This is a genomic window from Agromyces sp. S2-1-8, from assembly GCF_021129215.1.
Taxonomy (GTDB): domain Bacteria; phylum Actinomycetota; class Actinomycetes; order Actinomycetales; family Microbacteriaceae; genus Agromyces; species Agromyces chromiiresistens.
This window is the reverse complement of sequence record NZ_JAJOLP010000001.1, coordinates 1,905,685-1,930,233: the sequence shown is the minus strand read 5'-3', so window position 1 is coordinate 1,930,233 and position 24,549 is coordinate 1,905,685. Positions and strand designations below refer to the sequence as shown.

Below are 24,549 nucleotides of genomic sequence, written 5' to 3'. Positions count from 1 at the left end.
CCCGAGATGCCCGCTCCCGCACGGAAGCGGGCATCTCGCGTCTCATGCGTCCGCCGCTCCTCGGCCCGGCGCAGTCGCGGTTAGGCTCGACGCATGGCCGAACCGAAGTGGCGCAGCGAGGGCCACGACCCCGACTACCGCTTCACGCTCGCGAACGAGCGCACGTTCCTCGCCTGGATCCGCACCGCGCTCGCCCTCATCGCCGGCGGCGTGCTGCTGCACGAGTTCGCGGCGAACGTCGGCCCCGGCCCCGTCATCACGCTGCTCGCCGTCCTGCTCGGCCTCGCGGCGGCGGCCCTCGCACTGCTCTCGTACTTCCGGTGGCGCAGCAACGAGATCGCGATGCGCCACGGCGGCCGCCTCGGCTACAGCTGGGCGCTTCCCGTGCTCGCGGGCGTCTGCCTCATCGCGGCGGTCGTCCTCACCGTCTTCCTGGCCCTGCCATGAGCGACCAGGCCGCCCGCGATCCCGGGCTGCAACCGGAGCGGACCTCGCTGTCGTGGAGCCGCACGGCGCTCATCGTCGCCGTGAACGCCCTGCTCGCCCTCCGAACCGGCTTCGTCGAAGGCGAGGACTGGCTCGTGGTCGCGGGTGTCGTGCTCGTCGGCGCAGCGGCCGCCGTCGCCGCGGTCGGCACGGTCCGGCGGCGGCAGCTCGATGCCGGGCGGTTCGCGCCGCCCGCGTCGCTCATCGTCGCGATCGCGGCCGTGACGGTCGTGGCCGCAGCCGCCGGCATCGGTTCGATCCTCGGCAGGAGCCTGCCATGACCGACGACCACCCCGAGCTCGACGACCGGCCGCACGACGACGGGCCGGTCTACGGCGGGCGCCGGCGCCGGGCGCTGCGCATCACCGTGCTCATCGCGCTCGGCGCCCTCGTGCTGCCCCTCGTGCTCTCGCTCGTCGGCCAGGCGCAGTCGGCCGCGGCCCGCGCCTGCGCCGTCTACGTCGAGCGGTTCGACATCGAGGCCGAGGGCTCGCAGGTGTCGTTCGAGCTGTTCGGCGCGGGCGGGCCCGGTTGGCAGTGCTCCGCCATCGCGCCCGGCGGCGTCGCGACGCCGCTCGCGAATCTCGGGCTGCTGCCGTCGGCACCGACGCCGGTGCAGCCCGACGAGCGCGGGACGTGATCGGGCGCCCCGGTCGTCAGAGCGCGTTCGTCGCGGGATCGGGATCCGGCGAGGGATCGCCCGGGTTGCGGAGGAACACGATCACCCAGCTGAACACGAGCACCGCGACCACGAGCTCGACGGCGGTGAGGTTGTAGTAGCCGTTGATGAAGAACACCGCCATGACCACGATCACGGCGACGTCCACGTAGCCGAGGATCACGAACGGGCGAGGCGCCGACGGCAGCCACCGATGCAGCGCGAGCACGAGCACGGTGAACACGATCGCCATGCCGGTCGCGGCGAGATTGTGCGCCTGGAGGTACTCGTCGACCGGGAAGATGCCGACGCACGCGAGCAGGATGCCGAGCAGGGCGAGCAGTGCGGTGACCTTGCGACGCCCCTTCACCTCCTTCGGCGTCACGGCCGTGATCGACGCGACGGCGTAGTGCGCGATCGTGGTGACGAGCACGCCCGCGATGATGAGCGTCAGGTTGAACGCGAGCGCCGAGATGTCGTCAGTCATGCCGAGCGAGCTCAGGTTCATCTTCCACCAGTACGGGTCTGAGGCGCTCAGCATGCTCGCGAGCGCCCCGAGCACGAGGAAGACGGCGAGCACGAGCGACAGCAGCAACGGGTTCATGTGCACCGACGAGAGGAACACCGCATAGGCGGTGAGCGCGACGGCGACGCCAGTGAGCGCCGCAGCCGGCACTGCGAACACGACGGCGTCGACGAAGCTCAGGCTGAGCACGGAGGCCAGGCCGGTCCAGCCGAGCAGCACGACGACGGCGTGCGCGATGGCCAGGGCCGCGACGTCGAACCAGCGCAGGCGCCCGCGCAGCTCGGTCGGGTCGTCGCCGCTCGTCGCGGAGCCCGTCGAGCGGGAGGCGCGGGTCGCGACGACGGCTCGCCCGAAGACGAAGACGGCCGCCGCCACGACGGCCGCGGTGATCGCGATCGCCTGACCGAGCGACCCCGGCCCGGAGATCGGCAGCTCACTGTCGCGGTAGAGCAGCCACGAGACGGGTGCGACGACGACGAACACCGCGCCGGCGATCAGGAGTGCCACGGATTCGAGCGACTGGGTGTTCGCGGCCGGGTGGCGCAGCAACCTGGTGATCGACGTGGACATCGCACTCCCTCACCTCCGCGCCCGGGAGCTCGATCGAGCGATCCGTCCCGGTCGTTCGCGGCGGCCCGCCGTGGGCCTCAGCCGCAACCTAGCACCCCCGCGAACACGTGCCCGAGAGCCCCGATCGAGCGTCGCGAAACGGGCTGGCGTGCGGAGCGTCGTCGAAGTATCTTGATATCAAGATACTTCGGAGGTCGGCATGCTGCATCACGTCCAACTCGCCTGTCCGCCCGACAGCGAGAGGGCGCTCCGCGACTTCTACACCGGCGTGCTCGGCTTCGCCGAGCTCGAGAAACCGGCCGCCCTCGCCGCGCGCGGCGGGTGCTGGTTCCGAGGGCACGGCATCGAGCTGCACCTCGGCGTCGAACCCGAATTCAGGCCCGCGACCAAGGCGCACCCGGGCCTGCTCGTGACCCGCCTCGACGAGTGGGCGGTCCGACTGCAGGGCGCCGGCTGCCCCGTGCGGTTCGACGACGACTTCCCGGGGATGCGCCGCTTCTACAGCGAGGACTGCCACGGCAACCGACTCGAGTTCCTCGAGCCGGTCGGCTGAGCGCCGTCGTCGCCCTCCGCCTCACTCCGCGAGGTCGTCGGGGAAGACCCGCTTGTACTTGCGGCCGTCGGACAGCTCGACGGTGCGCGCCTCGAGCTGTCCGCGGTTCACCCGCTGGTAGATCGCCTGCGCCGTGACCCCGAGCTTCGCCGCCGCCTCGGCGACCGAGAGCCCCGGCAGGTCGGTCGGCACGCTCGACGGTCGCTCGCGCTTACGGCGCCGGCTCGCCTCCTGGCGTTCGGCGATCGCAGCGTCGTCGCCGGCCCAGCGGTACTTGGCGGCCGAGGGGCTCAGCCCCGCGGCGTCGGCGATCTCCTCCCACCCCGTGCCGGCGGCGACGGCCTCACGCACGGCAGCCAGCACGGCCGGCTCGGCTTCGAGGGCGGACACGAGCGTGCGGATGCCTCGGAGCCGCTCGAGCGGCGAGGCATCCCCCTCGTCGTCGCCGTCGCCCGTGGTGAGCGCATCGAGGGTCGCGAGCTCGGCGAGCGCCCTCGCGGTCTCGGCGGAGAGGAACGACACGGCGCCCTGCTCAGCCGTTGATGAGGCCGTTGCGCACCTCGCGGCGCAGCACCTTGCCGATGAGCGAGCGCGGCAGGTCGTCGGCCTGCACGATGCGCTTGGGCACCTTGTAGGGCGTCAGCCCGTCGCGCGCGAAGTCGCGGAGCGCGCGCTCGTCGAACACGGCGCCGTCGCGCAGGACGACGACCGCGACGACCTGCTCGCCCGAATGCTCGTCGGGCAGGCCGACGACGGCGGCGTCCTCGACGTCGTCGTGCGCGCGCAGGGCCTCCTCGACCTCGCTCGGCGACACGTTGAAGCCGCCAGTGATGATCAGCTCCTTGATGCGGTCGACGATGCGCACGAAGCCCTCGTCGTCGATCGCGACGATGTCGCCCGTGCGGAACCAGGGCGCACCGCCGGCGGGGTCGTCGACGAACACGGCCTCGGTCTCGTCGGGCTTCAGCCAGTAGCCCGAGAACACCTGCGGGCCGCGCACGACGAGCTCGCCCTCCGCGCCGGGCGCGACGTCGGTCATGGGGTCGTCGGGGTCGACGACGCGGCACTCGGTCGACGGCAGCGGCAGGCCGACCGTTCCGGCCCTGCGGTTCTGCGCGACCGGGTTCGCCATGAGCACCGGCGAGCACTCGGAGAGTCCGTAGCCCTCCACCAGGAAGCCGCCGGTCGCCGCCTCCCAGGGCTCGACGACCTCGGCCGAGAGCGGCATGGCGCCGGAGATCGCGATCTGGATGCCGTCGAGCGACACCCCGGCGGCCGCGGCCGCCTTGGTGAGCCGGTCGTAGATGGGCGGCACCGCGGGCAGGAACGTGGCGGGCCGCTTCTTGACGACCTTGAGCACGAGCTCGGGGTCGAACTTGGGGAACAGCACGAGGCGCGCGCCCATGCTCATCGCGAACGTGAGGCACAGCGTCAGGCCGTAGGCGTGGAACATCGGCAGCACCGCGTAGACGACCGCACTGCCGCGCGGCACGTCGGGCACCCAGGCGCGCGCCTGCGCCGCATTGACCTCGAGATTGGCGTGCGTGAGGGTCGCGCCCTTCGGGCTGCCGGTCGTGCCGCTCGTGTACTGGATGAGGGCGACGTCGTCGACGCCCGGCGCGATGATGTGCGGGTCGATCGGCGCCGAGGAGGCGAGGTCCTCCCAGCGGATCGCGCCGCGCACCTTCGTCGTGAGCGCCGCACGAGACTCGCGGGCCTTCGCGATCGGCAGGCGCAGCATCGCCCGCATCGCGAACGGCATCGCCCGGGTCACGTCGACCGAGATCAGGTGCGGCACCGCGACGTCGTCGGGGAAGGCCTGGATCGTCTCGACGACGTTGCTCCAGGCGATCGCGACGCGGGCGCCGTGGTCCTCGAACTGATGGCGCAGCTCGCGCGGCGTGTAGAGCGGGTTGTGCTCGACGACGATCGCGCCGAGCCGCAGTACCGCGTAGAACGCGACGATGTGCTGCGGGCAGTTCGGCAGCACGATGGCGACCGGGTCGCCCTTCTGCACGCCGAGCAGGCGGAGCCCCTCGGCGACGCGCTCGATCTCATCGCCGAGTTCGCGGTACGTCATCGTGCGCTCGAAGAACTCGAGCGCGACGTGGTCGGGGTACTGCTCGACCGACGCGCGGATCAGGTCGTAGAGCGAGCCCTCGGGCGTCTCGACCTCATCGGGCACGCCGTCGGCATAGCTCGCGACCCACGGCCGGCCGGGAAGGGCCGAGCGCACGATCAGGCCTCGCCGTTGAACATGCTCGTGACCGAGCCGTCTTCGAACACCTCGCGGATCGCGCGGCCGAGCAGCGGTGCGATCGGCAGGATCGTGAGGCCGGCCCAGCGTCGCTCGGGCGGGAGCGGAATCGTGTCGGTCACGACGACCTGGTCGATCGCCGGGTCCTGCAGGCGCTCGGTCGCGGGGTCGCTGAAGATCGGGTGCGTCGCCGCGACGATGACCTTCTCGGCGCCGTTCTCCTTCAGGGCCTGCGCGGCCTTCACGATCGTGCCGCCGGTGTCGATCATGTCGTCGACGAGCAGGCACACGCGGCCCTCGACGTTGCCGACGATCTCGTGGACGGTGACCTGGTTGGCGACCTTCGGGTCGCGGCGCTTGTGGATGATCGCGAGCGGAGCGCCGAGCTCGTCGGCCCACGTGTCGGCGACGCGGACGCGACCCATGTCGGGCGAGACCACCGTGAGCTTGGTGCGGTCGTCGGCCGACAGGCTCTCTTGGAAGTGGCGCAGCAGCACCGGCTTCGCGAAGAGGTGGTCGACGGGGCCGTCGAAGAAGCCCTGGATCTGCGCGGCGTGCAGGTCGACGCTCATGATGCGGTCGGCCCCCGCCGTCTTCAGCAGGTCGGCGACGAGGCGCGCCGAGATCGGCTCGCGGCCGCGACCCTTCTTGTCCTGCCGGGAGTACGGGAAGTACGGGGCGACGACGGTGATGCGCTTCGCCGAGGCGCGCTTCAGCGCGTCGAGCATGATGAGCAGCTCCATGAGCCACTCGTTGACGGGCGGGCCGAACGACTGCACCACGAAGACGTCGCACCCGCGGACCGACACCTCGAAGCGGGTGTAGATCTCACCGCTCGCGAACGTGCGGTGCTCGGTCGGGGCGAGTTCGGTGCCGAGCGTCGCGGCGACCTGTGCGGCGAGCGCGGGATCGCTGCGACCCGACACGACGACGAGACGCTTCTTGGTCTTCGCCTGCAGCCCCGGTGCGATGTTGTTCTCTCGGTCGAGGTCAACGACCTTCTTCTTGCGCCCCATGGTTCGCCTTCTGCTCACTCGCCTCGTTCGACGGACCGCGCCTCGGCGGCGACACGAGCCGCCTCCGTACCGGGCCGATGTTCTTCGACCCACCCCTCGATGTTGCGCTGAGGGGCGACGCTGAGGGCCAGTGCCCCCGCGGGAACGTCCTTGCGGACGATCGCGCCTGCGCCGGTCTTCGCTCCGGGACCAAGCCTAACGGGCGCGACGAGCACGGTGTGCGAACTCGTGTGCACCTCGTCGGCGATCTCGGTGCGGTGCTTGTTGACGTCGTCGTAGTTCGCGGTGATCGTGCCGGCGCCGAGGTTCACGCCGCGGCCGATGGTCGCGTCGCCGACGTACGAGAGGTGCGGCACCTTGCTGCCCTCGCCGATCGTCGTGTTCTTCGACTCGACGAACGCCCCGATCTTGCCGTCGGCGCCGAGCACCGTGCCGGGGCGCAGGTACGACCACGGGCCGACGGTCGCGCCGGCGCCGATCACGGCGAGCGTGGCGTCGGTGCGCTTCACGTGGGCGCCGGCACCGACCTCGCAGTCGACGAGGGTCGAGTCGGGACCCACGATCGCGCCGGTCTCGATGAGGGTCGCCCCCTTGAGCTGGGTGCCGGGGCGGATCGTCACGTCGGGTTCGATCTTCACGGCCAGGTCGATCCACGTCGTCGCGGGGTCGTCGATCGTGACGCCGGCGAGCTGCCAGCCGCGAACGATGAGCGCGTTGAGCCGTGCCGCGGTCTCCGACAGCTGTGCGCGGTCGTTGACGCCCGCGACGAGCCACGGCTCGGACACGGGCACGGCCTCGACTTCCGAGCCCGCCGCGCGGAGCAGCCCGATGACGTCGGTCAGGTACTTCTCGCCCTGCGCGTTGTCGGTCGTGAGGTTCGCGAGCTGGTCGCGCAGCGCCGAGGCGCCGAAGGCGTAGATGCCGGCGTTGATCTCGGCGATCGCCCGCTCGGCCTCGCTGGCGTCCTTCTGCTCCACGATGCGGTCGAAGGCACCCGAGTCGCCGCGCACGATGCGACCGTAGCCCGTGGGGTCGTCGTAGACGGCCGAGAGCACGGACGCGGCGGAGGCCGTGCCGCGGTGCTGCTCGAGGAACCCGGCGAGGGTGTCGGCGTCGAGCAGCGGCACGTCGCCGTTCAGGACGAGCACGTCGCCGTCGAAGTCGTCGGGCAGGGCGGCGACGGCGAGCTCCACGGCGCGGCCGGTACCGTCGACCTCGTCCTGGTCGACGATGACGATGCCCGGGAACTCGGCCTCGACGGCGGCGGCGACGCGGTCGCGCTCGTGCCGCACGACGGCGAGCACGTGCGCCGCGTCGAGCGCCTTCGCCGTGGCGAGCACGTGGCCGACGAGCGGCGTGCCCGCGATCGGGTGCAGCATCTTCGGCAGGGACGACTTCATGCGGGTGCCCTGGCCGGCGGCGAGGACGATGATCGCGAGGTTCTGGTCGGTCATTCGGGCTTCCTGTCGGTTGCTGGCGGATGTCTCGGCGTCGGCCGCGGTGTCACGGGTAACCCGATCGCGGCCGGGCGGGCTCCGCCACCAGGATTCGAACCTGGTCCTCACAGCTCCAAAGGCTGTCGTGCTGCCGTTACACCATGGCGGAACGCGCGGGCGGCTCGGCTCGCGCGACATCAAGTCTGCCATGGCGGCCGGGGCCCGAACGGCGCCGGCCGCGGCCGTCAGAACGCCCGCCGAGGCATCCGCACCGGCTGACGCCCCGACCGGCGGGATAATGGCGAGGTGAGAGATGCTGACGAGGTCGACCGGATCGTCGACGACTGGGAGCGGGAGCGCCCCGATCTCGACTTCGCCCCGCTGCAGGTGCTCTCCCGGGTCGCGCGGCTCTCGAAGCACCTCGATCGCGCCCGCCGCCAGGCGTTCGCCCGGTCCGAGCTCGAGGCCAGCGAATTCGACGTGCTCTCGGCGCTGCGCCGTGCCGGGGCGCCGTACCGGCTCTCCCCCAAGCAGTTGCTGCAGCAGACGCTCGTGTCGAGCGGCACGATGACGAACCGTATCGACCGGCTCGTCGAGCGCGGGCTGGTCACCCGCCAGACCGACCCCAACGACGGCCGCGGCATCCTCGTCGAGATGAGCCCCGCGGGGCTCACCCGTGTCGACGCCGCGATCACCCGGCTCGTCGACGCCGAGGCCGAGCTGCTGGCGCGACTGCCCGCGGCCGAGCAGAAGCGGCTCGCAGGCCTCCTGCGCAAGCTCAGCCTCGGGTTCGACGCGGGCTGAGCGCAGTCCGCCGGCGCCCTCGCCCGTAGGCACCCGGTCAGGCGTCGTCGTCGCGCGCGAACCAGCGGACGCCGCCGTCGTGCACGATGAACTGCGACCACACCTCGACGTGCTCGTTCCGGCAGGCCGCTGCCAGTCCGCACGCCCATTCGCGGTCGACAGGAGTGCTCCGCTCGGGACCGCGGCGCTCCCAGGCGAAGGCGACCCGCGTCGCCCCGATGAAGTCGCAGACGTACGCCACGCGGTTCGCCAGCAGCTGCGCGGCGGTGCCCTCGGGGGTCGGCCCGTCGGGGGCACCGGGGTAGTCGGCCATCGGCATCATGAGCAACTGGTAGCCCTCGTCATCGAAGAAGAGCGTCCACAATTGACGGCGGAACGCCCGCTGGATGAGCTCCTCGACCCGGTCCTGCAGTGCAGCGTCGGTCATCACGGGTACGTCGGGCAGATGCGGGTCGGTGCTGCACTGGCTCGTCGGTTCGGTGTCGGCGTCTCGGTCGGTCATGCGTCGATCCTGCGGGCGCGCCGGGGTGGTGCCGCCCGCGACGGCCCGATTCGTGACGGATGCCGCGGAGCAGCGCCTGTGGAGGATGGGTCGTGCGCCCGACTCCTCGGCGCATGCTCGAGGTGCCGTCTGCCGGGTGGGCCCTGGGCGGACCGGCGTCTCGCACCGACGTCCGGCCGCGTCCCGGGCCCGAACGTTCGCATTCGCAGCGCGTCGCGGCCGCGCATTCACTCGGCGAAACAGTCGAACATTCGTTCTGGGTATCTGTCTAAGTGAAGTAGGCTGGATTTGTGGCCGAGTCTGGGCATGCCGTGGGCGGTGTCGACTATCCGCGGACGTTCCAGGAGCTGCGCGAGTGGTTCCCGGATGACGAGGCGTGCCTGGCGTATCTGGCGCGATTGCGCTGGCCGGACGGGTTCGTATGCCCGGACTGCCAGGGCCGGGAGTTCTGGCTCACGGGCGCGGGACTATGGATGTGCCGCGCCTGCCAGCGGCGCACGTCGGTGACCGCGGGCACGATCTTCCACCGGACCCGGATGCCGCTGTCGACGTGGTTCGCGGCGGTGTGGTTCGTGACGTCGCAGAAGAACGGGATGTCCGCGCGGGGCCTGCAGCGGATGTTGGGCCTGAAGTCCTACGAGACCGCGTGGGCGTGGATGCACAAGCTCCGCCGGGCGATGGTGCGCCCCGACCGCGACCTGCTCCACGGCATCGTCGAGGTCGACGAGACCTTCGTCGGCGGCGTCAACGGCGGCCACTCCGGCGCGAGCACGGGCAAAGCGACTGTGATGGTCGCGGTCGAGAAGCCCGGCCCGGGCCGCAAGCTCGGCCGGATTCGACTCGGGCTCGCGGACCGGCCCGGCACGCTCGGACTTGTCACCTTCGCGCAAAACACCGTCGTGCAGGGCTCGACCATTCACACCGATGATGCACGGATGATGCGCCGGCTCGCCGAGCTGGGCTACACGCATGAGTTCGCCACCGGGTACAACGCCCCCGACCCGACCGCAGTGCTGCCCGGTGTGCACCTGACCGCCTCCCTGTTGAAACGCTGGCTGACCGGCACCCTGCATTACGGCGTCGCTGAGCACCAGCTGCCCTACTACCTCGACGAATTCACGTTCCGATTCAACCGCCGCGAGGCCACCAGCCGCGGGCTGCTGTTCTACCGACTGCTGCAGCAGGCCGTGCGCACCGACCCGCACCCGCTCGGGGACCTCCTCGACCCCGAATCGAATCCGTACTTCACTGACGCCTGGGGTTGAGGGGAATTCGAGCGAGCTGGACCACTCAGTCCGACCGGGCGATTCTTTTCCACACCCTCCAGCGAATGACTTCGTATCCCTGAACCGAAAGGCCATACTTCACTAACATGCAACGGCAGACGAGATTGGAGAGTGGCTTGAATCAGGGAACGCGTGCTCGGAGAACCGTGTTTCTGGCATCGGCCATCCTCTGCGGTCTAGTGGTCGCGGGGTGCTCCACCGGTGCTGCCGCTGGCCCGGCGACGCCGTCACCGACTGACGATGGGAAGCCGGCTGCGGCGGAGGGCACGCCTGTGGACTCCGCGATTGCGGCTACGTGCGCGACCGTGAGCACGATCGACACCACACTCCAAAACGCTCGCCAAGACCACTCCCTCGGCACGATCACCGCCGAGCAATACCTCGCGCTCGTCGAGTCCGCCTACACGGGCTACCGATCGTTGACCGCGTTCCCCGAGTCGCAGCGGGGCCTTCGCGATGAGTTCGAAGCGGTCGTCGAGTACATCGAAGCCAACCCGGACACTGCGTCGGGCGCGAGATTCGACCCGACAACGGCGGGTTACCAGGAGGCTCGGCTGCCGATCATGGAGGCGTGCAGGTCGAATCTCTCGGAGCTCGCGATATTCTCCACGACGGGTGGCTGACAGACCCGATGATGAGCACCCCCAAGGATGATTACGGCGACCGACACGTCGTAGGATCGCGGGGCTGCGTCTTCATTTTCGGTGCAGTGCTACCCACTCTCTGGGCGATTTGGGTGGTCATCCGGATCGGCCTCGGGAACTCCACCTTCTGGGGTCAGCAGACCGAGAATCCCACGTACCCACGGGACGTGGCAGAACTCTGGGCGACGGCCGCGATCCTGACACTCGCAGCAATCACGTTCATCGGCATGGTGCTGCGCTACTCAACCGCGCGGCGCACGGGCACGTTGGTTCTCGCCGTTCTGACTGTTGCCGCTGCGATCGCGAACTGGATGATTCTGCTGCTCCCGTAGCCGCGAAATCTGGGACCAGTCGCTGGCGGATCGGATCGGAGTCGAGCCTCAACACAACACTTCACCTAAGCAGATACCCAGAACATTCGTTCGAATCTTGATACGATGGGGCATGGCCTTCGACGAGCACACCACCTCCGTTCCCGGAGGACTCGCGGTGCCCGTCGCGCCGTCACCCGCAGCGTTCCCACCCCCCTCCGAGATGTCCCCGTTCGCTCGTGCGCAAGAGGGCCTCGCCGTCCTCGTCGACGCCGCCGTGCGAGCGCAACGCATCGAGGCGATGCATCGCGCCATGCACATCGACGTGATCGCGATGACCGTCGCCTTCGCACTGCGCCATGCCGGCGCATTCGTGTCGGCGTCGCTGTCGCCCGCGCGTCGCGACGAGATGGCGCGCCGCAGCGTCGTGGCCGAACTCGCGGCCGCGCTGCGAACCCCAGAGCGCACGATGCAGCGCGAGATCGACGAAGCGTGGGTGCTGTCGAACCAGCTGCCGGCCACCCTGTCGGCGCTGCGACGCGGCGAACTCACGATGCAGCACGCTCGGGTCATCGTCGGCGCCGGCTGCGATCTCGCCGACCGGCCGCGCGTGCGTGCCGAGCTCGACGAGCGCCTCGCCGCGCTCGGGGCCGACCTCACTGCGGCGAAACTGCGGGTCAAAGCCCGCCGACTTCGTGAAGAGCTCCTCGCCGAGACGACGTCAGAACGGCATCGGGCCGCCCGCGAGACCCGGCGAGTCGAATTCGAGCCCGCCACCGACGGCATGGCCTGGCTGCACGTGCTCCTGCCGGCGGCCGATGCGTTGAGCATCTTCGTGCGGCTCGACGACGCCGCACACACCGCCGCCGGCGCCGACGTCAGGGGCGTGAGCGGTCGGGTTGGCGGCGCCGGCCGCGGTGATGAAGACCGCAACCACGAGCAACTTCGCGCCGACTTCGCCGGCGACCTCCTCCGTTTCGGCCTTCTCCCCGCTGGCGACCGCGGAGCGGAGGCGATCGCGTCGGCGCGTGCGACGGTGCATGTCACCGTTCCGGTTTTCACGCTCATGGGGCTCGACGAGACGCCGGGGCACCTCGACGGCTACGGGCCGATCGACGCCGACACCGCACGACGCCTCACCGCGACCGCTCCCTCGTTCACCCGGTTGCTCACGCACCCCGTGACGGGCGCGGTGCTCGATGTCGACCGTGCGAGCTACCGACCGCCGGCCGACCTGCGCCGCTGGCTGCGGGTGCGAGACGGCACCTGCCGCTTCCCCGGCTGCAACAGGCCGGCGGGTCGCAGCGAGATCGATCACACCCGCGACTACGCCGACGGCAATCCGACCGCGCACGACAACCTCGCGCACCTCTGCGCCGGGCATCATCACCTGAAACACGAGACGGCCTGGTCGGTCGTGCACCGTGGCGGCGGCATCCTCGAGTGGCGCTCGTCTTCGGGGCGGGTCTACGCGACCCATCCGGCCGAACCGATACCGACGACACCACGGCCGGCCGATGACCGCGATCACCGTGATTGCCGCGATCACCGCGAGCCAACCGTGCCGGGTCGGGTTGCCGACGACGCATCGCGCCGGCCGAACGTCGAGCCGGACGGCGATGAGTACCCACCGAACGCGCCGTTCTGACCAGTCCCATCGACGCCACCGGGCCGATCACTGCACCGGGCCGATCACCACACCGGGCTGAGCACCGCAGGGCGCGCCACAGATCACACTGAACCGATCACCACGAGCCGATCATCACACCGGGTGATGACCGCAGAGCGCACCAGAGACCGCACCGGGTGATGACCGCAGAGCGCACCAGAGACCACACCGGGTGAAGACCGCAGAGCGCACCAGAGACCACACCGGGTGATGACCGCAGAGCGCACCAGAGACCGCACCGGGTGAAGACCGCAGAGCGCAGATCACCGCCGAGCGCCGACGAACGGCGCCCACGACCGCCCGCGACCGCTGCGAACGAACGACTCGACGCCGTCCGAGCCGCTACCGGCGCATCACCTTGCGGGCGAGCCAGTTGCCGAGGAACTGCAGCGCCTGCACGAAGACCACGATGAGCAGGAGCGCGGCCCACGTGATCGCCGGCTCGAACTGGCGGTAGCCGTAGACGAGCGCGAAGTTGCCGAGCCCGCCGCCGCCGATGAACCCCGCCATCGCGGTCATGTCGACGATCGCGACGACGATGAACGTGTACCCGAGGATGAGCGGTCCGAGCGCCTCGGGGATGACGACCGTGCGCAGGATCCTGACCGGCCCGGCGCCCATCGCCCGTGCCGCCTCGATGACGCCCGGCGACACGGTGACGAGGTTCTGCTCGACGATGCGCGAGATCGCGAACGATGCCGCGATCGAGAGGGAGAAGATCATGGCGTCGTTGCCGATGCCGATGCCGATCACGTAGCGGGCGAGCGGCTGCACGGCGGCGATGAAGATGATGAACGGGATCGGGCGGAAGAAGTTGATGACGACGTTGAGCACGTTGTAGACGATCGGGTTCGGCATGAGGCCGCCCGCACGCGACGCGTAGAGCACGATGCCGAGCACGAGCCCGATCGCGCCGCCGATGAGCAGCGTCAGTGCGACCATGTACAGCGTCTCGAAGGCGGCGGTCCAGAAATCGGGGCCGAGCTCGAACAGGCGATCCATCAGCGGGCCTCCGTCACTTCCGCGCGCGACGCGATCGAGGCGAGCACGCTGTCGATGGAGGCATCCGCCCCCCTGATCGCGAGCGTCAGGTGGCCGAACGCTCGCCCCTGGATGTCGTTGATGCCGCCGTAGACGAGCTCGAAGTCGAGCCCCGCGTTCGCGAGCTCGACGAAGACCTGTGCCTGCGAGGCGTCGCTGTCGCGGAACGAGATCGTGACGATGCGGCCCTCGTGGCGCTCGCGCAGCACCGCGAGCTCGGCGGGCGACGGCACGCCCTTCACGACCGTCGCAACGAACCGCTGCGACGACGCGTTCCGCGGCCTCGAGAACACGTCGAAGACCTCGCCGTTCTCGATCACGCGGCCGCCGTCCATGACGGCGACCTTCGTCGCGATCGACTGGATGACGTCCATCTCGTGGGTGATCACGATGATCGTGACGCCGAACTCGCGATTGACGCGCTTGAGGAGTTCGAGCACCTCCTGCGTCGTGTCGGGATCGAGTGCGCTCGTCGCCTCGTCGGCGAGCAGCAGCCGTGGCGACGTCGCGAGCGCCCGGGCGATGCCGACGCGCTGCTTCTGGCCGCCCGAGAGCTGGTCGGGGAACGCCTTCGCCTTCTCGGCGAGCCCGACGAACTCGAGCAGTTCGGCGACCCGGGGCTCGATCTCGGCCTTCGACCACCCGGCCACCTTGAGCGGGTAGGCGATGTTGCCGGCGACGGTCTTCGCGCCGAACAGGTTGAACTGCTGGAAGATCATGCCGATGCCGAGGCGGATGCCGCGCAGTTCGCGTTCGGGAAGGCCCACGATCTCGCGGCCGTCGATCTCGATCGATCCGGCGGTGGCGGGCTCGAGCGCGTTCACGAGCCGGAGCAGGGTCGACTTGCCCGCTCCCGAATAGCCGATGATGCCGTAGACGTCGCCCGGCTCGATGTCGAGGGTGACGTCGTCGACGGCGACGATCTCAGCCCCGTCACGACCTTGGGGCGGATACGCCTTGGTGACGTTCTTCAGCGCGACGAGCGCCATGGTGGTTCTCCTCCTGGGCTTGTGGCCCGCATGGAACGCCGCAGGCGGTGGGCACTGATTCGGCGCCCACCGCCCGCGGCGATCGTCGTCCCCGTCGGGAGACGAGCAGACGAGCAGACGAGCAGACGATCAGCCCGAGTGCGCCTCGGTGTCGGCCTGGACCTTCGCGAGCGAGTCCTCGAGGTCGGCGACCGGAGTGGTCGCCGGCACACCCGTGCCGCCCGAGGCCTCGATGAGGCCGGCCTGCACGTCGGGGTCGGTCTGGAAGATCTCGACGAGCTTCTTGTACGTCGCGTTGTCCTTGTCCTCGGCGCGGGTCGCGAAGATGTTGACGTAGGGCAGCGCGTTCGGGTCGGTCGGGTCGTCCTTCGCGATCGCGTCCTCGAACTTCAGCCCGGCGTCCTCGACGAAGTCGTTGTTGATGACGGCGGCGGCCACGTCGGGCAGCGAGGTCGGGGTGAGGGCCGCGTCGAGCGCGGTGACCTTCACCTTCGACTTCGCCTCGTCGATGTCGGCGAGATCGCTGAAGATCGTGCCGCCGCTCTTCAGCTCGACGAGGCCGGCCGACTGCAGCACGAGCAGCGCGCGGGCCTGGTTCGACTCGTCGTTCGGCACGGCGACGGTCTCGCCCTTCTCGATGTCGTCGACCGACTCGTATTTCGTCGAGTAGAGGCCGAGCGGGTAGATCGCCGTCGCGCCGATCGGTGCCAGGTCCTCACCGGCCGACACGTTGTAGTCGGCGAGGTAGACGATGTGCTGGAACTGGTTGAGGTCGAGCTCGCCCTCGGTCGTCGCGGGGTTCGGCTGCGCGTAGTCGGTGAAGTTCACGATCTCGATCGTGATGCCCTCGTCGGCCGCGGCCTTCTCGAACGCGTCCCACTGGGGGTCGCCCGCGCCGACCACGCCGATCTTCACGACGTCGTCGGAGCCGGCCTCGGCACCGGCGGCGCCGTTCGAGGCGCAGGCCGCGAGCGTGGCGACGAGGGGCACCGCGGCGAGCGCGGCGATGACTGAGGTGATGCGGGTACGGCGTGACATGGGGTTCCTCTCTCGGTGGGCGCACGCGAACGAGGGCCTGATCGGCTGGGTGCCGGCATGGCTCCGCCACGGAGGATGTCGGTGGGGGCTTCGATGCCGCGAACGCGGGCGCATCTCCACGTTAGGCGAAGCATCTTCGCCCTGTTGACCACATGGTCACACTGCGTCACAGCTTCTGCGACGTCACCCCTCGAGCAGCTCAGATACTTCGAGCCAACGCGTCTCGAGATCGGCCACGGATGCCTCGAGCTCGCGCAGCTCGTCGCCGAGCGCGCCGAGCCCCACGTAGTCGGACTGGTCGTGACGGGCGAGTTGCTCGTGATGCCGGGCGATCTCGCCCTGCAGCTTCTCGAGCCGACGGTCGATCGAGGCGAGCTCCTTCTCGGCGGCCCGGCGATCGGCGCCGGCCAGGGAGGGCGCGCTCCCGGATCCCGTCGCGACCGGCTGGGCCGGTTGCGAAGCGTGCGCCTCGTAACCTCGGCGCTCGGATGCGGACGGCGTCGGCCGCGAGGCATCCGCCGTCTTGCGCAGCTCCAGGTACTGCTCAACTCCGCGCGGCAGGTCGCGCAGGTGACCGTCGATCACCGCGAGCTGCCGGTCGGTGACGCGCTCGATGAGGTAGCGGTCGTGGGAGACCACGAGCAGCGTGCCCGGCCAGGAGTCGAGCAGGTCCTCGATGGCAGCGAGCATGTCGGTGTCGAGGTCGTTGGTGGGCTCGTCGAGGATGAGCACGTTGGGTTCCTGCAGCAGGATCAGCAACAGCTGGAGCCGCCGCTTCTGCCCGCCCGAGAGGTTCTTCACCGGGGTCGACAGCTGCTGGCTCGAGAACCCGAGGCGCTCGAGCAGCTGCCCGGGCGTGAGCTCGACGGCCTTCGAGCCCTGTCCGATCGTGTAGCTCGCCCGTTGCTCGGCCACGACCGCCGACACGCGTTCGTCGCCCCACTCGGCGAGTTCGGCGAGTTCCTGGCTGAGCGTCGCGATCTTGACCGTCTTGCCGCGCTTGACGCGGCCCGAGGTCGGCGTCACCGCGCCGGTGACCAGGCCGAGCAGCGTCGACTTGCCGGCGCCGTTGACGCCGAGGATGCCGGTGCGTTCCCCCGGCGCGATCCGCCACTCGACATCGCGGAGCACCGTGCGCGGCGCCCCGTCGAGTCCGGGGTACTCGACCGTCGCGTCGAGCAGGTCGACCACGTCCTTGCCGAGCCGCGAGACCGCGAGCCGGCTGAGCTCGACGGTGTCGCGCACGGGCGGCTCGTTCTCGATGAGCTGGTTCGCCGCCTCGATCCGGAACTTCGGCTTCGAGGTGCGGGCAGGAGCGCCGCGGCGCAGCCACGCGAGCTCCTTGCGCATGAGGTTCTGGCGCTTCGCCTCGCTCGCCGCGGCCATCCGGTCGCGCTCGACCCGCTGCAGGATGTACGCGGCGTACCCGCCCTCGAAGGGCTCGACGATGCCGTCGTGCACCTCCCAGGTCGCGGTGCAGACCTCGTCGAGGAACCAGCGGTCGTGGGTCACGACGACGACCGCTCCGGCGGTCGCCGTCCAGCGCTGCTTCAGGTGGCGTGCGAGCCAGGCGATGCCCTCGACGTCGAGGTGGTTCGTCGGCTCGTCGAGGAACAGCACGTCCCAGTCGCCCACGAGGAGCGCCGCGAGCCCGACCCTGCGCCGCTGCCCGCCCGAGAGGCTTGCGATGGGCGCCTGCCACGGGACATCCGCGAGCAGGCCCGAGATGACGTCGCGCACCTTCGCGTCGCCGGCCCACACGTGCTCGTCGATGCCGCCGACGACTGCCTCGGCCACGGTCTTGCCCGGGTCGACGATGTCGGCCTGGTCGAGCATGCCGATGCGCAGGCCGCGCCGCTGGGTGACGCGGCCGCCGTCGGGTTCGAGGCGCCCGGCGAGCAGCTTCAGGAGCGTCGACTTGCCGTCGCCGTTGCGGCCGACGATGCCGATGCGGTCGCCCTCGTCGATGCCGAGGGTCACCTCGTCGAAGACGGTACGCGTCGGGAACTCGAGATGCAGGCGCTCGGCGCCGAGGAGGTGTGCCATGACCGAACGAGCCTAGCCGCCCGTCGCTCGGGCAGCGACGCACGACGTCTCCGCGGTCGGCGCAGTGGCGACGCGGGCGGCGGGTCGAACCGGCGCCCGGGCGCCGTCTCGAGATGAGCGCACCGGGACCACGGTCCCGATCCGGTTCCCTACCCGGCGACCAGGCGCGCGCCGTGCACGGCGCCGTGCACGTGCACGGCGTTGAGCCGCGCGGCCGACAGCGCGACCTGCAGCTCGATCGCCGAATCGGCGTCCTCGACGAGGAACGCCACCGTCGGGCCGGATCCGGAGACGATCCCGGCCAGCGCTCCGTGCGCCTCGCCGAGCTCGAGGATGCCGCCGAGCCCGGGCGCCAGCCCGAGCGCCGCCGCCTGCAGGTCGTTGTGCAGCGCGTCGGCGAGCATGCGCGCGTCGCCTGCTCGCAGTGCGTGCAGCACCTCCGCGTCGACGGCGGGGGTCACGTCGCCCGGGTCGGTCTCGGGGTGCGCCTCGCGCCGGCGGTCGAGTTCGCGGTAGACCCCCGGCGTCGAGAGGCCGAACTCGGCGACCGCGAGGACCCAGTGGAACGAACCGGTCGCGAGCGCCGGGCTCAGCCGGTCGCCGCGGCCGGTGCCGATGGCCGTGCCGCCGGAGAGGGCGAACGGCACGTCGGCGCCGAGCTTGGCCGCGAGCGCGTGCAGTTCCTCCTTGGTGAGGCCTGTGCCCCAGAGGGCGTCGCACGCGACGAGGGTCGCCGCCGCGTCGGCGCTGCCGCCGCCCATGCCGCCGGCGATCGGCACGTGCTTCTCGATCTCGAGCCGCACGCCGCCCGGCACGCCGACGGTGCGCGCCAGCAGCTTCGCCGCCTTGATCGCGAGGTTCGAGCCGTCGGTCGGGAGGCCGGAGACGTCGATCGAGCCGCCGAACGCGACGCTGAACTCGTCGTCGGGCCAGGCGCGCACGTCCTCGTAGAGCGAGACGGCCTGGTACGCGGTCGCGACATCGTGGTAGCCGTCGGACTGCACCGCGCCGACGCGCATGAACAGATTGATCTTGCCGGGCGCCCGAACGTGCACTGCCTCGTCGGCCCAGGCGATCGTCATGCCCCCACGCTACCCGACGGCGTCCGGGCGCCGACCGCGCGCGCCGCGCTCAGCCGACCTCGGCGAGCCACGCCCGCATGCGCGACTTCACGTCCGCGAGGCGCTCGTCGTCGGGCATGCGACCCCAGGTGAGGCCGAACGAGCTGCGTCCGCCGGCGCGCTCGCTCGCCGAGGCGAGCACGAACTCGCCGCTCTCGAGCGGGAAACGGGCGGTGGGATGCTTCGCACCGAGGTTGAGCGCGAGCGGGGCCACCCCCAGCTCGCGTTCGACGAGCGTCGCGAGCGCACGCAGACCGTCGGCCTTCTCGAGGTCGACGGTGCGGGTGACGCTCGCCTCGTAGGTGCCGTCCTGCCGTTGCCCTGGACGGCGGATGCCGCGGGCCTGCTCGTAGGCCACGGTCACGTTCTGCGCCCACCAGGCGTCGACCCCGTGCACGTTGGCCAACCGGGTCGCGATCTGCTGGTGCGTCAACTGTTCGGCGCCCGCCTCGTCGAGCAGCGCGAACCACTCCTCTCGCGGCCGCCCCGTCGCCGCGCCCACCGCGTCGTCGCCGACGCCATCGGCGTTCGCCCCCACCGTCGTCTTCGCCATGCGACGAGAATAACGGCCGTCTGCGTCACCCGTCCGCGTCGCGCTCACCCCAACCCGGCCGACGGCAGGCGTGTCGGAAGAACCGTGCGATACGCCGCTCGGCGCCCGCTTGCGCCCGGAATCTCCGACATCCCGCCGGGGCGCGCGGCCGCGCGTGCGGACGGCGCCGCCACGTCGAGACCCGACGCGGTCGCCGAGACGTCAGGCGGATGCCGCGGTGCGCGCGACGCGCAGGAAGTCGTCGACGTTCAACTGCTCGCCGCGCGCCTGCGGGTCGACGCCGGCCGCCGTCAGCACCTCGGCCGCGGCGGACGAGCTGCCGCCGAGCACGCCGGAGAGCGACTGACGCAGCATCTTGCGCCGCTGCTGGAAGGCGGCGTCGACGAGTGCGAACGTCGCGACACGCTCGACCTCGGTGCCCGGTTGCTCGGCGCGCTCGAAGCCCACGAGCACCGAATCGACGTTCGGCACGGGCCAGAACACCATGCGCGACACCTGGCCGGCCGTTCGCCAGCGCCCGTACCAGGCGGCCTTGACGCTCGGCGCGCCGTAGACCTTCGACCCGGGCTCGGCCGCGAGCCGGTGACCGACCTCGGCCTGCACCATGACGATGCCCGACACGAGCGACGGGAAGTGCTCGAGCAGGTGCAGCAGCACCGGCACCGAGACGTTGTAGGGCAGGTTCGCGACGAGTCGCACCGGGTCGGCCGGCAGTTCGACGACCTTGAGCGCGTCTTGGTGCACGACGGTGAGCGAGGTGCCCGGCTGCATGATCGCGACGGTGTGCGGCAATTGCTCGGCGAGGCGCCCGTCGATCTCGACGGCGACGACCTCGGCGCCGGCCTCGAGGAGGCCCAGCGTGAGCGAGCCGAGCCCGGGCCCGATCTCGAGCACGGTCTCGCCGCGCTGCACGCCGGCGGTCTGCACGATGCGGCGCACCGTGTTCGCGTCGTGGACGAAGTTCTGCCCGAGCTTCTTCGTGGGCGTGACGTCGAGGAGCTCGGCGAGGTCGCGGATCTCGGCCGGGCCGAGCAGGCGCGGCGTCGCGGCCTCGGCGCCGTCGGCGGGCTCAGCCTCGTGGCGGTGCATGCCGCTCATCCTCCCACGAGCCGTACACCGCGACCGTGTTCGCCGCGAGCTGCGCGCAGAACTCGTCGAGCGGGGCCCCGAGGGTCTCGGCCATGAACCGCACCGTGTGCGGCACGAGATAGGGGGCGTTCGGCCGGCCGCGCAGCGGCACCGGGGTGAGGTAGGGCGCGTCGGTCTCGACGAGGATGCGGTCGCGGGGCACCGCACGCAGCGCGTCGCGCAGGTTCTCGGCGTTCTTGAACGTCACGTTGCCCGCGAACGAGCAGTACCAGCCCTCGTCGGCCGCGAGGCCGGCGAGCTCCTCGCCGCCCGAGAAGCAGTGGAAGACGGTGCGCTCGGGAGCGCCGACCCGGCGCAGCGTTGCGACGACCTCGTCATGCGCGTCTCGATCGTGGATCTGCAGCGCGATGCCGTGCCGCTTCGCGATGTCGATGTGCGCCTCGAACGAGCGGAACTGCGCCGGCCGCCCCTCGTCGCCGGTGCGGAAGAAGTCGAGTCCCGTCTCGCCGACGGCCCGCACTCGCGGCTCCGCCGCCAGCTCGTCGATCACGGCGAGGGCGTCGTCGAGCGTTCCGGATGCCTCGAGCTCGGGCGCCTCGTTGGGGTGCAGCGCCACCGCGGCGAGGAGCCGCGCTTCGCGCGCGGCGGCCGCGGCCGACCAGCGGCTCGTCGCCACATCGGTGCCGACCTGCACGGCCCCGGCGACGCCGACCGCTGCGGCCCGCTCGAGGTGCTCATGCACGTCGAGCAGCGTCTCGGGACGCCCGGGCGGTGCGTCGTCGCTCGGTTCGAGGTGCGTGTGGTTGTCATAGACCGCGACGGGCAGCGGCTCGGGCAGCGGCGGGTAGCCCTGACCGGACGTCTTCGAGGGCGGCACCGACCTACTCCGCGACCTCGACCCGCGGGAACAGCGCCTCGAGCGGGGCGACGCGTTCGCCGAGCTCCGCCTCGTACGCAAGGTCGACGCGCGCGTCCTGCACCGTGCCGGGCGCGCCGAGCGCCGTCCACAGCTTCGCCGTCGCCTTCGGCAGCACCGGCGAGAGCAGCACCGCGAGGGTGCCGAGCCCGCGGTATGCCGTCGCGAGCACGGTCTCGAGCCGGTCGCGCCGCTCGGGGTCCTTCGCAAGCGCCCAGGGCTCCTCGGCCGTGAGGTAGCCGTTGAGCGCGTCGACGAGCTCCCACGCCGCACCGATCGCCTCATGGATCGCGATGCGGTCGATGGCCTGCCACGAGGCATCCGTCGCCCGTCGTTCGACCGCACCGATCTCGATGTCGGCCGCCTCGAGCGCGCCCTGCCGAGGCACGACGCCGTCGCAGTACCGGTTGATCATCGCGACGACGCGCGAGGCGAGGTTGCCGAAGCCGTTCGCGAGTTCGGCCTGGTAGCGGGCGGCGAGGTCCTCCCAGGAGAACGAGCCGTCCTGGCCGAACGCGATCGCGCGCATGAAGTAGTAGCGGAACGCATCGGAGCCGAAGGTCGACGTGATCTGCTCGGGCGCGATGCCCGTGAGCTTCGACTTCGACATCTTCTCGCCGCCGACGAGCAGCCAGCCGTGGCCGAAGACGCCCTTCGGCACCTCGAGGCCGGCGGCCATCAGCATCGCCGGCCAGATGACGGCGTGGAAGCGCAGGATGTCCTTGCCGACGATGTGCTGCGCGGGCCAGCGCCGCGAGAACTCGTCATCGTCCTGCCCGTAGCCCACGGCGGTGATGTAGTTGAGCAGGGCGTCGAACCAGACGTAGACGACGTGGGTCTCGTCCCACGGCACCTTGACGCCCCAGTCGAACGTCGACCGCGAGATCGAGAGGTCGGCGAGGCCCGAGCGCACCCAGCCGAGCACCTCGTTGCGCGCCGACTCGGGCTGCACGAAGTCGGGGCGCTCCTCGTAGAGCGCGAGCAGCCGCTCGGCGAACGCCGAGGTGCGGAAGAAGTAGTTCTTCTCGTGCAGCAGCTCGACGGGCTTCGAATGGATGGCGCAGACCTGCTGCCCCTCGTACTCGCCGGTGCCCGCGACGAGGTCGGACTCCTGCTTGTACTCCTCGCAGCCGACGCAGTAGTAGCCCTCGTACTCGCCCGTGTAGATGTGACCGTCGTCGTAGAGCTTCTGCAGGAACTTCTGCACGTTCGCCTCGTGGCGCGCGTCGGTCGTGCGGATGAAGTCGTCGTTCGCGATGTCGACCGTCTCGAGCAGCGGGATCCAGGCGTCGGCGACGAGCTTGTCGGCCCACTCCTGCGGGGTGACGCCGTTCGCGGTCGCGGTGCGCAGGATCTTCTGGCCGTGCTCGTCGGTGCCCGTGAGCATCCACGTGTCGTCGCCCGCCTGCCGGTGCCAGCGCGCGAGCACGTCGGCGGCGACCTCGGTGTACGCGTGCCCGATGTGGGGCACGTCGTTCACGTAGAAAATGGGCGTGGTGATGTAGAACGAGGAGGCTTCGGCCATGCGCTCAATCCTATGGGCGCACGAAGCAGCATTACTGCGGAGGCTTCGGACTCGACCCACAGGGCCGCTCAACCCCATGGGCGCACACGCAGCAGCAGTACTGCGGAGGCCTCGGACTCGACCCACAGGGCCGCTCAACCCCATGGGCGCACGACGCAGCAGTACTGCGGAGGCCTCGGACTCGACCCACAGGGCCGCTCAACCCCATGGGCGCACGGGATGCCTCCACGTCTGCGTTACTCGCCTCCGCTGTTGAGCGGCGACCGGCGAAGGAGGAGGCATCGCGAAACCCCCGCACTACTCGGCCGCCGCCGCCTGCTCCCGCTCGTGCTCCTCGCGGTGACGGCGCCGCACGCTGCCGTCGCCGATCGCGGGCGGGATCGCCTCGGTCACCTCCATGTGGGCGTGCGGGGTCGGCACGCCGAGGGTGACGTCCTGCTCCTTGATCGCGGGTTCGCGCACCTTCTGGCCCGGATAGTCGACCACCCTGAGGCCGAGCACGATCTTGCCCGGCGCGTCGCGCCGGTCGAGCGCCCGGTACGCGTCGACGATGCCGTCGAGCCCGAACACGTCGGCGATCGGCAATCGCACCCGGCGGGCCGCGACGAGCGCGGCCACCCGCCCCATCGCGACGACGTCGCCCGTGCCCGCCGCGACCGCATCGTCGGCTTCGACCGCCTCGTGGTCGAGCACGGTCAGCGTGCGGGAACTCGCCACCCCGAGCTCGGCGGCGGCGTCGGTCTCGCCGCCGAGGAAGTCGAGGAAGGCGCTCACGGGTCGCGCATGCTCGGTCTCCTCGACGATCGCCCGCACCCGCTCGGCGAGCCCCGGTCCGTATCGCGTGGGGATCACGCCGAACTGCCGCAGGAAGTCGAAGCGCTCCTGGGTCGTCGTGCCGATGACGGTCGCGCCGCGCATCCGTGCGAACTGCACGGCGAGGCAGCCCACCCCGCCGGCGGCGGCGGTGACGACGACCGTGTCGTCGGGGCCGAGGGCGAGGCCCTCGACGGCGTTCCATGCGGTCGTGCCGGCGACGTAGAGCGAACCGGCGACCTCCCACGATAGCCCGGCCGGCTTCGGCAGCAGCTGGCGCTCGGGTACCGCGACGTGCGTGGCCTGCGCGCCGCGCTCGACGAAACCCATGACCTCGTCGCCGCGGCCGAACCGCCCGACGTCGGGGCCGGTCGCGATGACCACCCCGGCAAGGTCGCGCCCCTGCATCGCCGGGAGGGCGATCGGGCCCTGGCCGTCGTGCTCGCCGCGCCTCGTCGCGCTCTCGGCGGGGTTGAGCCCCGCGGCGAAGACCTCGACGAGCACCTCGCCGTCGCCGGGCACCGGCATCGGCACCTCGTCGACGTGCAGCACCTCGGGGCCGCCGAACTCGGCGTATCGCACCGCCCGGGCCGTGAAGGCCCGCGACTCGTCTCTGGTTGCCATCTCGCACCTCCTGGATCGTGCGAACGGTTCCATTGTCCCCCAATCGGGGGCCGACCGACAGGGGTTGCGCGCGGGG

General features: G+C 70.8%; 25 protein-coding genes and 1 tRNA gene. 9 read left to right on the top strand and 17 right to left on the bottom strand.

The window, feature by feature from the left end; all coding sequences use genetic code 11:
* The first annotated feature begins 93 nt into the window (after nucleotides 1–93).
* Genes LR269_RS08795 through LR269_RS08785 form a run of 3 tightly spaced genes read left to right on the top strand, consistent with a single transcriptional unit; the run spans nucleotide 94 to nucleotide 1,126 of the window.
* Nucleotides 94–447, top strand: coding sequence for a YidH family protein (locus tag LR269_RS08795; protein ID WP_231430354.1), 354 nt, complete (start codon nucleotides 94–96; stop codon nucleotides 445–447).
* A complete protein-coding gene (locus LR269_RS08790; RefSeq protein WP_231430353.1) occupies nucleotides 444–767 on the top strand; it encodes a DUF202 domain-containing protein in 324 nt (107 codons plus the stop codon). Before LR269_RS08795 ends, LR269_RS08790 begins: the two co-directional genes overlap by 4 nt.
* On the top strand, nucleotides 764–1,126 hold the full coding sequence (locus LR269_RS08785; RefSeq protein WP_231430352.1) for a hypothetical protein: 363 nt from the start codon (nucleotides 764–766) through the stop codon (nucleotides 1,124–1,126). Before LR269_RS08790 ends, LR269_RS08785 begins: the two co-directional genes overlap by 4 nt.
* 16 nt (nucleotides 1,127–1,142) lie before the next feature.
* Here the strand turns inward: LR269_RS08785 and LR269_RS08780 are convergent, their stop codons facing one another.
* The gene (locus LR269_RS08780) at nucleotides 1,143–2,240 is read right to left on the bottom strand and encodes a DUF998 domain-containing protein (RefSeq protein WP_231430351.1); all 1,098 of its coding nucleotides are present in this window, start codon (nucleotides 2,238–2,240) and stop codon (nucleotides 1,143–1,145) included.
* Nucleotides 2,241–2,439: 199 nt separating this feature from the next.
* Between LR269_RS08780 and LR269_RS08775 the strand changes: the two genes are divergently transcribed.
* Nucleotides 2,440–2,793, top strand: a complete 354-nt coding sequence (locus tag LR269_RS08775) for a VOC family protein (RefSeq protein WP_231430350.1) — start codon at nucleotides 2,440–2,442, stop codon at nucleotides 2,791–2,793.
* Between the two features lie 21 nt (nucleotides 2,794–2,814).
* On the opposite strand, the gene LR269_RS08770 is transcribed toward LR269_RS08775, so the two are convergent.
* The 5 genes from LR269_RS08770 to LR269_RS08750 all read right to left on the bottom strand — a co-directional run bounded on the left by LR269_RS08770 (nucleotide 2,815) and on the right by LR269_RS08750 (nucleotide 7,671).
* Nucleotides 2,815–3,315, bottom strand: a complete 501-nt coding sequence (locus LR269_RS08770; RefSeq protein WP_231430349.1) for a helix-turn-helix domain-containing protein — start codon at nucleotides 3,313–3,315, stop codon at nucleotides 2,815–2,817.
* A gap of 10 nt (nucleotides 3,316–3,325) precedes the next feature.
* Nucleotides 3,326–5,029, bottom strand: coding sequence for a long-chain-fatty-acid--CoA ligase (locus LR269_RS08765; protein WP_231430348.1), 1,704 nt, complete (start codon nucleotides 5,027–5,029; stop codon nucleotides 3,326–3,328).
* 2 nt (nucleotides 5,030–5,031) lie between these two features.
* Nucleotides 5,032–6,066 (bottom strand): ribose-phosphate diphosphokinase, encoded by a 1,035-nt coding sequence (locus tag LR269_RS08760; RefSeq protein WP_231430347.1) that lies wholly within the window; start codon nucleotides 6,064–6,066, stop codon nucleotides 5,032–5,034.
* A gap of 14 nt (nucleotides 6,067–6,080) precedes the next feature.
* Nucleotides 6,081–7,520, bottom strand: coding sequence for a bifunctional UDP-N-acetylglucosamine diphosphorylase/glucosamine-1-phosphate N-acetyltransferase GlmU (gene glmU / locus LR269_RS08755; RefSeq protein ID WP_231430346.1), 1,440 nt, complete (start codon nucleotides 7,518–7,520; stop codon nucleotides 6,081–6,083).
* A 79-nt stretch (nucleotides 7,521–7,599) separates the two neighbouring features.
* Nucleotides 7,600–7,671: transfer RNA gene (locus tag LR269_RS08750), tRNA-Gln, on the bottom strand.
* A 137-nt stretch (nucleotides 7,672–7,808) separates the two neighbouring features.
* Between LR269_RS08750 and LR269_RS08745 the strand changes: the two genes are divergently transcribed.
* A complete protein-coding gene (locus tag LR269_RS08745; RefSeq protein ID WP_231430345.1) occupies nucleotides 7,809–8,306 on the top strand; it encodes a MarR family winged helix-turn-helix transcriptional regulator in 498 nt (165 codons plus the stop codon).
* 37 nt (nucleotides 8,307–8,343) lie between these two features.
* On the opposite strand, the gene LR269_RS08740 is transcribed toward LR269_RS08745, so the two are convergent.
* Nucleotides 8,344–8,808, bottom strand: a complete 465-nt coding sequence (locus LR269_RS08740) for a hypothetical protein (RefSeq protein WP_231430344.1) — start codon at nucleotides 8,806–8,808, stop codon at nucleotides 8,344–8,346.
* Nucleotides 8,809–9,119: 311 nt separating this feature from the next.
* Here LR269_RS08740 and LR269_RS08735 point away from each other — a divergent pair, with 311 nt between their 5' ends.
* The 4 genes from LR269_RS08735 to LR269_RS08720 all read left to right on the top strand — a co-directional run bounded on the left by LR269_RS08735 (nucleotide 9,120) and on the right by LR269_RS08720 (nucleotide 12,697).
* Nucleotides 9,120–10,073 carry an IS1595 family transposase gene (locus LR269_RS08735; RefSeq protein ID WP_231432295.1) on the top strand — a complete coding sequence of 318 codons (954 nt, stop codon included), beginning with the start codon at nucleotides 9,120–9,122 and terminating at the stop codon, nucleotides 10,071–10,073.
* A gap of 326 nt (nucleotides 10,074–10,399) precedes the next feature.
* On the top strand, nucleotides 10,400–10,717 hold the full coding sequence (locus LR269_RS08730; RefSeq protein WP_231430343.1) for a hypothetical protein: 318 nt from the start codon (nucleotides 10,400–10,402) through the stop codon (nucleotides 10,715–10,717).
* Nucleotides 10,718–10,905: 188 nt separating this feature from the next.
* Complete coding sequence (locus LR269_RS08725; RefSeq protein ID WP_231430342.1) at nucleotides 10,906–11,070, top strand: hypothetical protein; 165 nt, start codon at nucleotides 10,906–10,908, stop codon at nucleotides 11,068–11,070.
* A gap of 112 nt (nucleotides 11,071–11,182) precedes the next feature.
* On the top strand, nucleotides 11,183–12,697 hold the full coding sequence (locus LR269_RS08720) for an HNH endonuclease signature motif containing protein (protein WP_231430341.1): 1,515 nt from the start codon (nucleotides 11,183–11,185) through the stop codon (nucleotides 12,695–12,697).
* Between the two features lie 363 nt (nucleotides 12,698–13,060).
* Here LR269_RS08720 and LR269_RS08715 read toward each other — a convergent pair whose 3' ends face one another.
* The 10 genes from LR269_RS08715 to LR269_RS08670 form a co-directional block, all read right to left on the bottom strand.
* Complete coding sequence (locus tag LR269_RS08715) at nucleotides 13,061–13,720, bottom strand: methionine ABC transporter permease (RefSeq protein WP_231430340.1); 660 nt, start codon at nucleotides 13,718–13,720, stop codon at nucleotides 13,061–13,063.
* On the bottom strand, nucleotides 13,720–14,748 hold the full coding sequence (locus LR269_RS08710) for a methionine ABC transporter ATP-binding protein (RefSeq protein WP_231430339.1): 1,029 nt from the start codon (nucleotides 14,746–14,748) through the stop codon (nucleotides 13,720–13,722). The genes LR269_RS08715 and LR269_RS08710 overlap by 1 nt, the downstream gene beginning before the upstream one ends.
* A 129-nt stretch (nucleotides 14,749–14,877) precedes the next feature.
* Nucleotides 14,878–15,786 (bottom strand): MetQ/NlpA family ABC transporter substrate-binding protein, encoded by a 909-nt coding sequence (locus LR269_RS08705; protein WP_231430338.1) that lies wholly within the window; start codon nucleotides 15,784–15,786, stop codon nucleotides 14,878–14,880.
* A 183-nt stretch (nucleotides 15,787–15,969) separates the two neighbouring features.
* Complete coding sequence (locus LR269_RS08700) at nucleotides 15,970–17,832, bottom strand: ABC-F family ATP-binding cassette domain-containing protein (protein ID WP_231430337.1); 1,863 nt, start codon at nucleotides 17,830–17,832, stop codon at nucleotides 15,970–15,972.
* Between the two features lie 149 nt (nucleotides 17,833–17,981).
* The gene (locus tag LR269_RS08695; RefSeq protein WP_231430336.1) at nucleotides 17,982–18,914 is read right to left on the bottom strand and encodes a 4-(cytidine 5'-diphospho)-2-C-methyl-D-erythritol kinase; all 933 of its coding nucleotides are present in this window, start codon (nucleotides 18,912–18,914) and stop codon (nucleotides 17,982–17,984) included.
* Between the two features lie 49 nt (nucleotides 18,915–18,963).
* On the bottom strand, nucleotides 18,964–19,506 hold the full coding sequence (locus LR269_RS08690) for a hypothetical protein (protein WP_231430335.1): 543 nt from the start codon (nucleotides 19,504–19,506) through the stop codon (nucleotides 18,964–18,966).
* Between the two features lie 201 nt (nucleotides 19,507–19,707).
* A complete protein-coding gene (rsmA, locus tag LR269_RS08685) occupies nucleotides 19,708–20,595 on the bottom strand; it encodes a 16S rRNA (adenine(1518)-N(6)/adenine(1519)-N(6))-dimethyltransferase RsmA (protein WP_231430334.1) in 888 nt (295 codons plus the stop codon).
* Entirely contained in the window at nucleotides 20,576–21,472 is an 897-nt protein-coding gene (locus LR269_RS08680; RefSeq protein WP_231430333.1) for a TatD family hydrolase, read from the bottom strand. The genes rsmA and LR269_RS08680 overlap by 20 nt, the downstream gene beginning before the upstream one ends.
* A gap of 4 nt (nucleotides 21,473–21,476) precedes the next feature.
* Nucleotides 21,477–23,036, bottom strand: a complete 1,560-nt coding sequence (metG, locus tag LR269_RS08675; protein WP_231430332.1) for a methionine--tRNA ligase — start codon at nucleotides 23,034–23,036, stop codon at nucleotides 21,477–21,479.
* Nucleotides 23,037–23,333: 297 nt separating this feature from the next.
* Nucleotides 23,334–24,473: an NADP-dependent oxidoreductase gene (locus LR269_RS08670; RefSeq protein ID WP_231430331.1), complete on the bottom strand. Its 1,140-nt coding sequence runs from the start codon at nucleotides 24,471–24,473 to the stop codon at nucleotides 23,334–23,336.
* Nucleotides 24,474–24,549: the final 76 nt, after the last annotated feature.

Bases quoted from the DNA above. Each gene is read 5' to 3' on its own strand.
- LR269_RS08720 (WP_231430341.1), top strand. From the start codon at position 11,183: ATGGCCTTCGACGAGCACACCACCTCCGTTCCCGGAGGACTCGCGGTG.
- LR269_RS08695 (WP_231430336.1), bottom strand. From the start codon at position 18,914: ATGACGATCGCCTGGGCCGACGAGGCAGTGCACGTTCGGGCGCCCGGC.
- LR269_RS08790 (WP_231430353.1), top strand. From the start codon at position 444: ATGAGCGACCAGGCCGCCCGCGATCCCGGGCTGCAACCGGAGCGGACC.
- LR269_RS08780 (WP_231430351.1), bottom strand. From the start codon at position 2,240: ATGTCCACGTCGATCACCAGGTTGCTGCGCCACCCGGCCGCGAACACC.
- LR269_RS08740 (WP_231430344.1), bottom strand. From the start codon at position 8,808: ATGACCGACCGAGACGCCGACACCGAACCGACGAGCCAGTGCAGCACC.
- LR269_RS08715 (WP_231430340.1), bottom strand. From the start codon at position 13,720: ATGGATCGCCTGTTCGAGCTCGGCCCCGATTTCTGGACCGCCGCCTTC.
- LR269_RS08760 (WP_231430347.1), bottom strand. From the start codon at position 6,066: ATGGGGCGCAAGAAGAAGGTCGTTGACCTCGACCGAGAGAACAACATC.
- LR269_RS08795 (WP_231430354.1), top strand. From the start codon at position 94: ATGGCCGAACCGAAGTGGCGCAGCGAGGGCCACGACCCCGACTACCGC.
- LR269_RS08705 (WP_231430338.1), bottom strand. From the start codon at position 15,786: ATGTCACGCCGTACCCGCATCACCTCAGTCATCGCCGCGCTCGCCGCG.
- LR269_RS08670 (WP_231430331.1), bottom strand. From the start codon at position 24,473: ATGGCAACCAGAGACGAGTCGCGGGCCTTCACGGCCCGGGCGGTGCGA.
- rsmA (WP_231430334.1), bottom strand. From the start codon at position 20,595: ATGCACCGCCACGAGGCTGAGCCCGCCGACGGCGCCGAGGCCGCGACG.
- LR269_RS08775 (WP_231430350.1), top strand. From the start codon at position 2,440: ATGCTGCATCACGTCCAACTCGCCTGTCCGCCCGACAGCGAGAGGGCG.
- LR269_RS08690 (WP_231430335.1), bottom strand. From the start codon at position 19,506: ATGGCGAAGACGACGGTGGGGGCGAACGCCGATGGCGTCGGCGACGAC.
- glmU (WP_231430346.1), bottom strand. From the start codon at position 7,520: ATGACCGACCAGAACCTCGCGATCATCGTCCTCGCCGCCGGCCAGGGC.
- metG (WP_231430332.1), bottom strand. From the start codon at position 23,036: ATGGCCGAAGCCTCCTCGTTCTACATCACCACGCCCATTTTCTACGTG.
- LR269_RS08710 (WP_231430339.1), bottom strand. From the start codon at position 14,748: ATGGCGCTCGTCGCGCTGAAGAACGTCACCAAGGCGTATCCGCCCCAA.
- LR269_RS08700 (WP_231430337.1), bottom strand. From the start codon at position 17,832: ATGGCACACCTCCTCGGCGCCGAGCGCCTGCATCTCGAGTTCCCGACG.
- LR269_RS08785 (WP_231430352.1), top strand. From the start codon at position 764: ATGACCGACGACCACCCCGAGCTCGACGACCGGCCGCACGACGACGGG.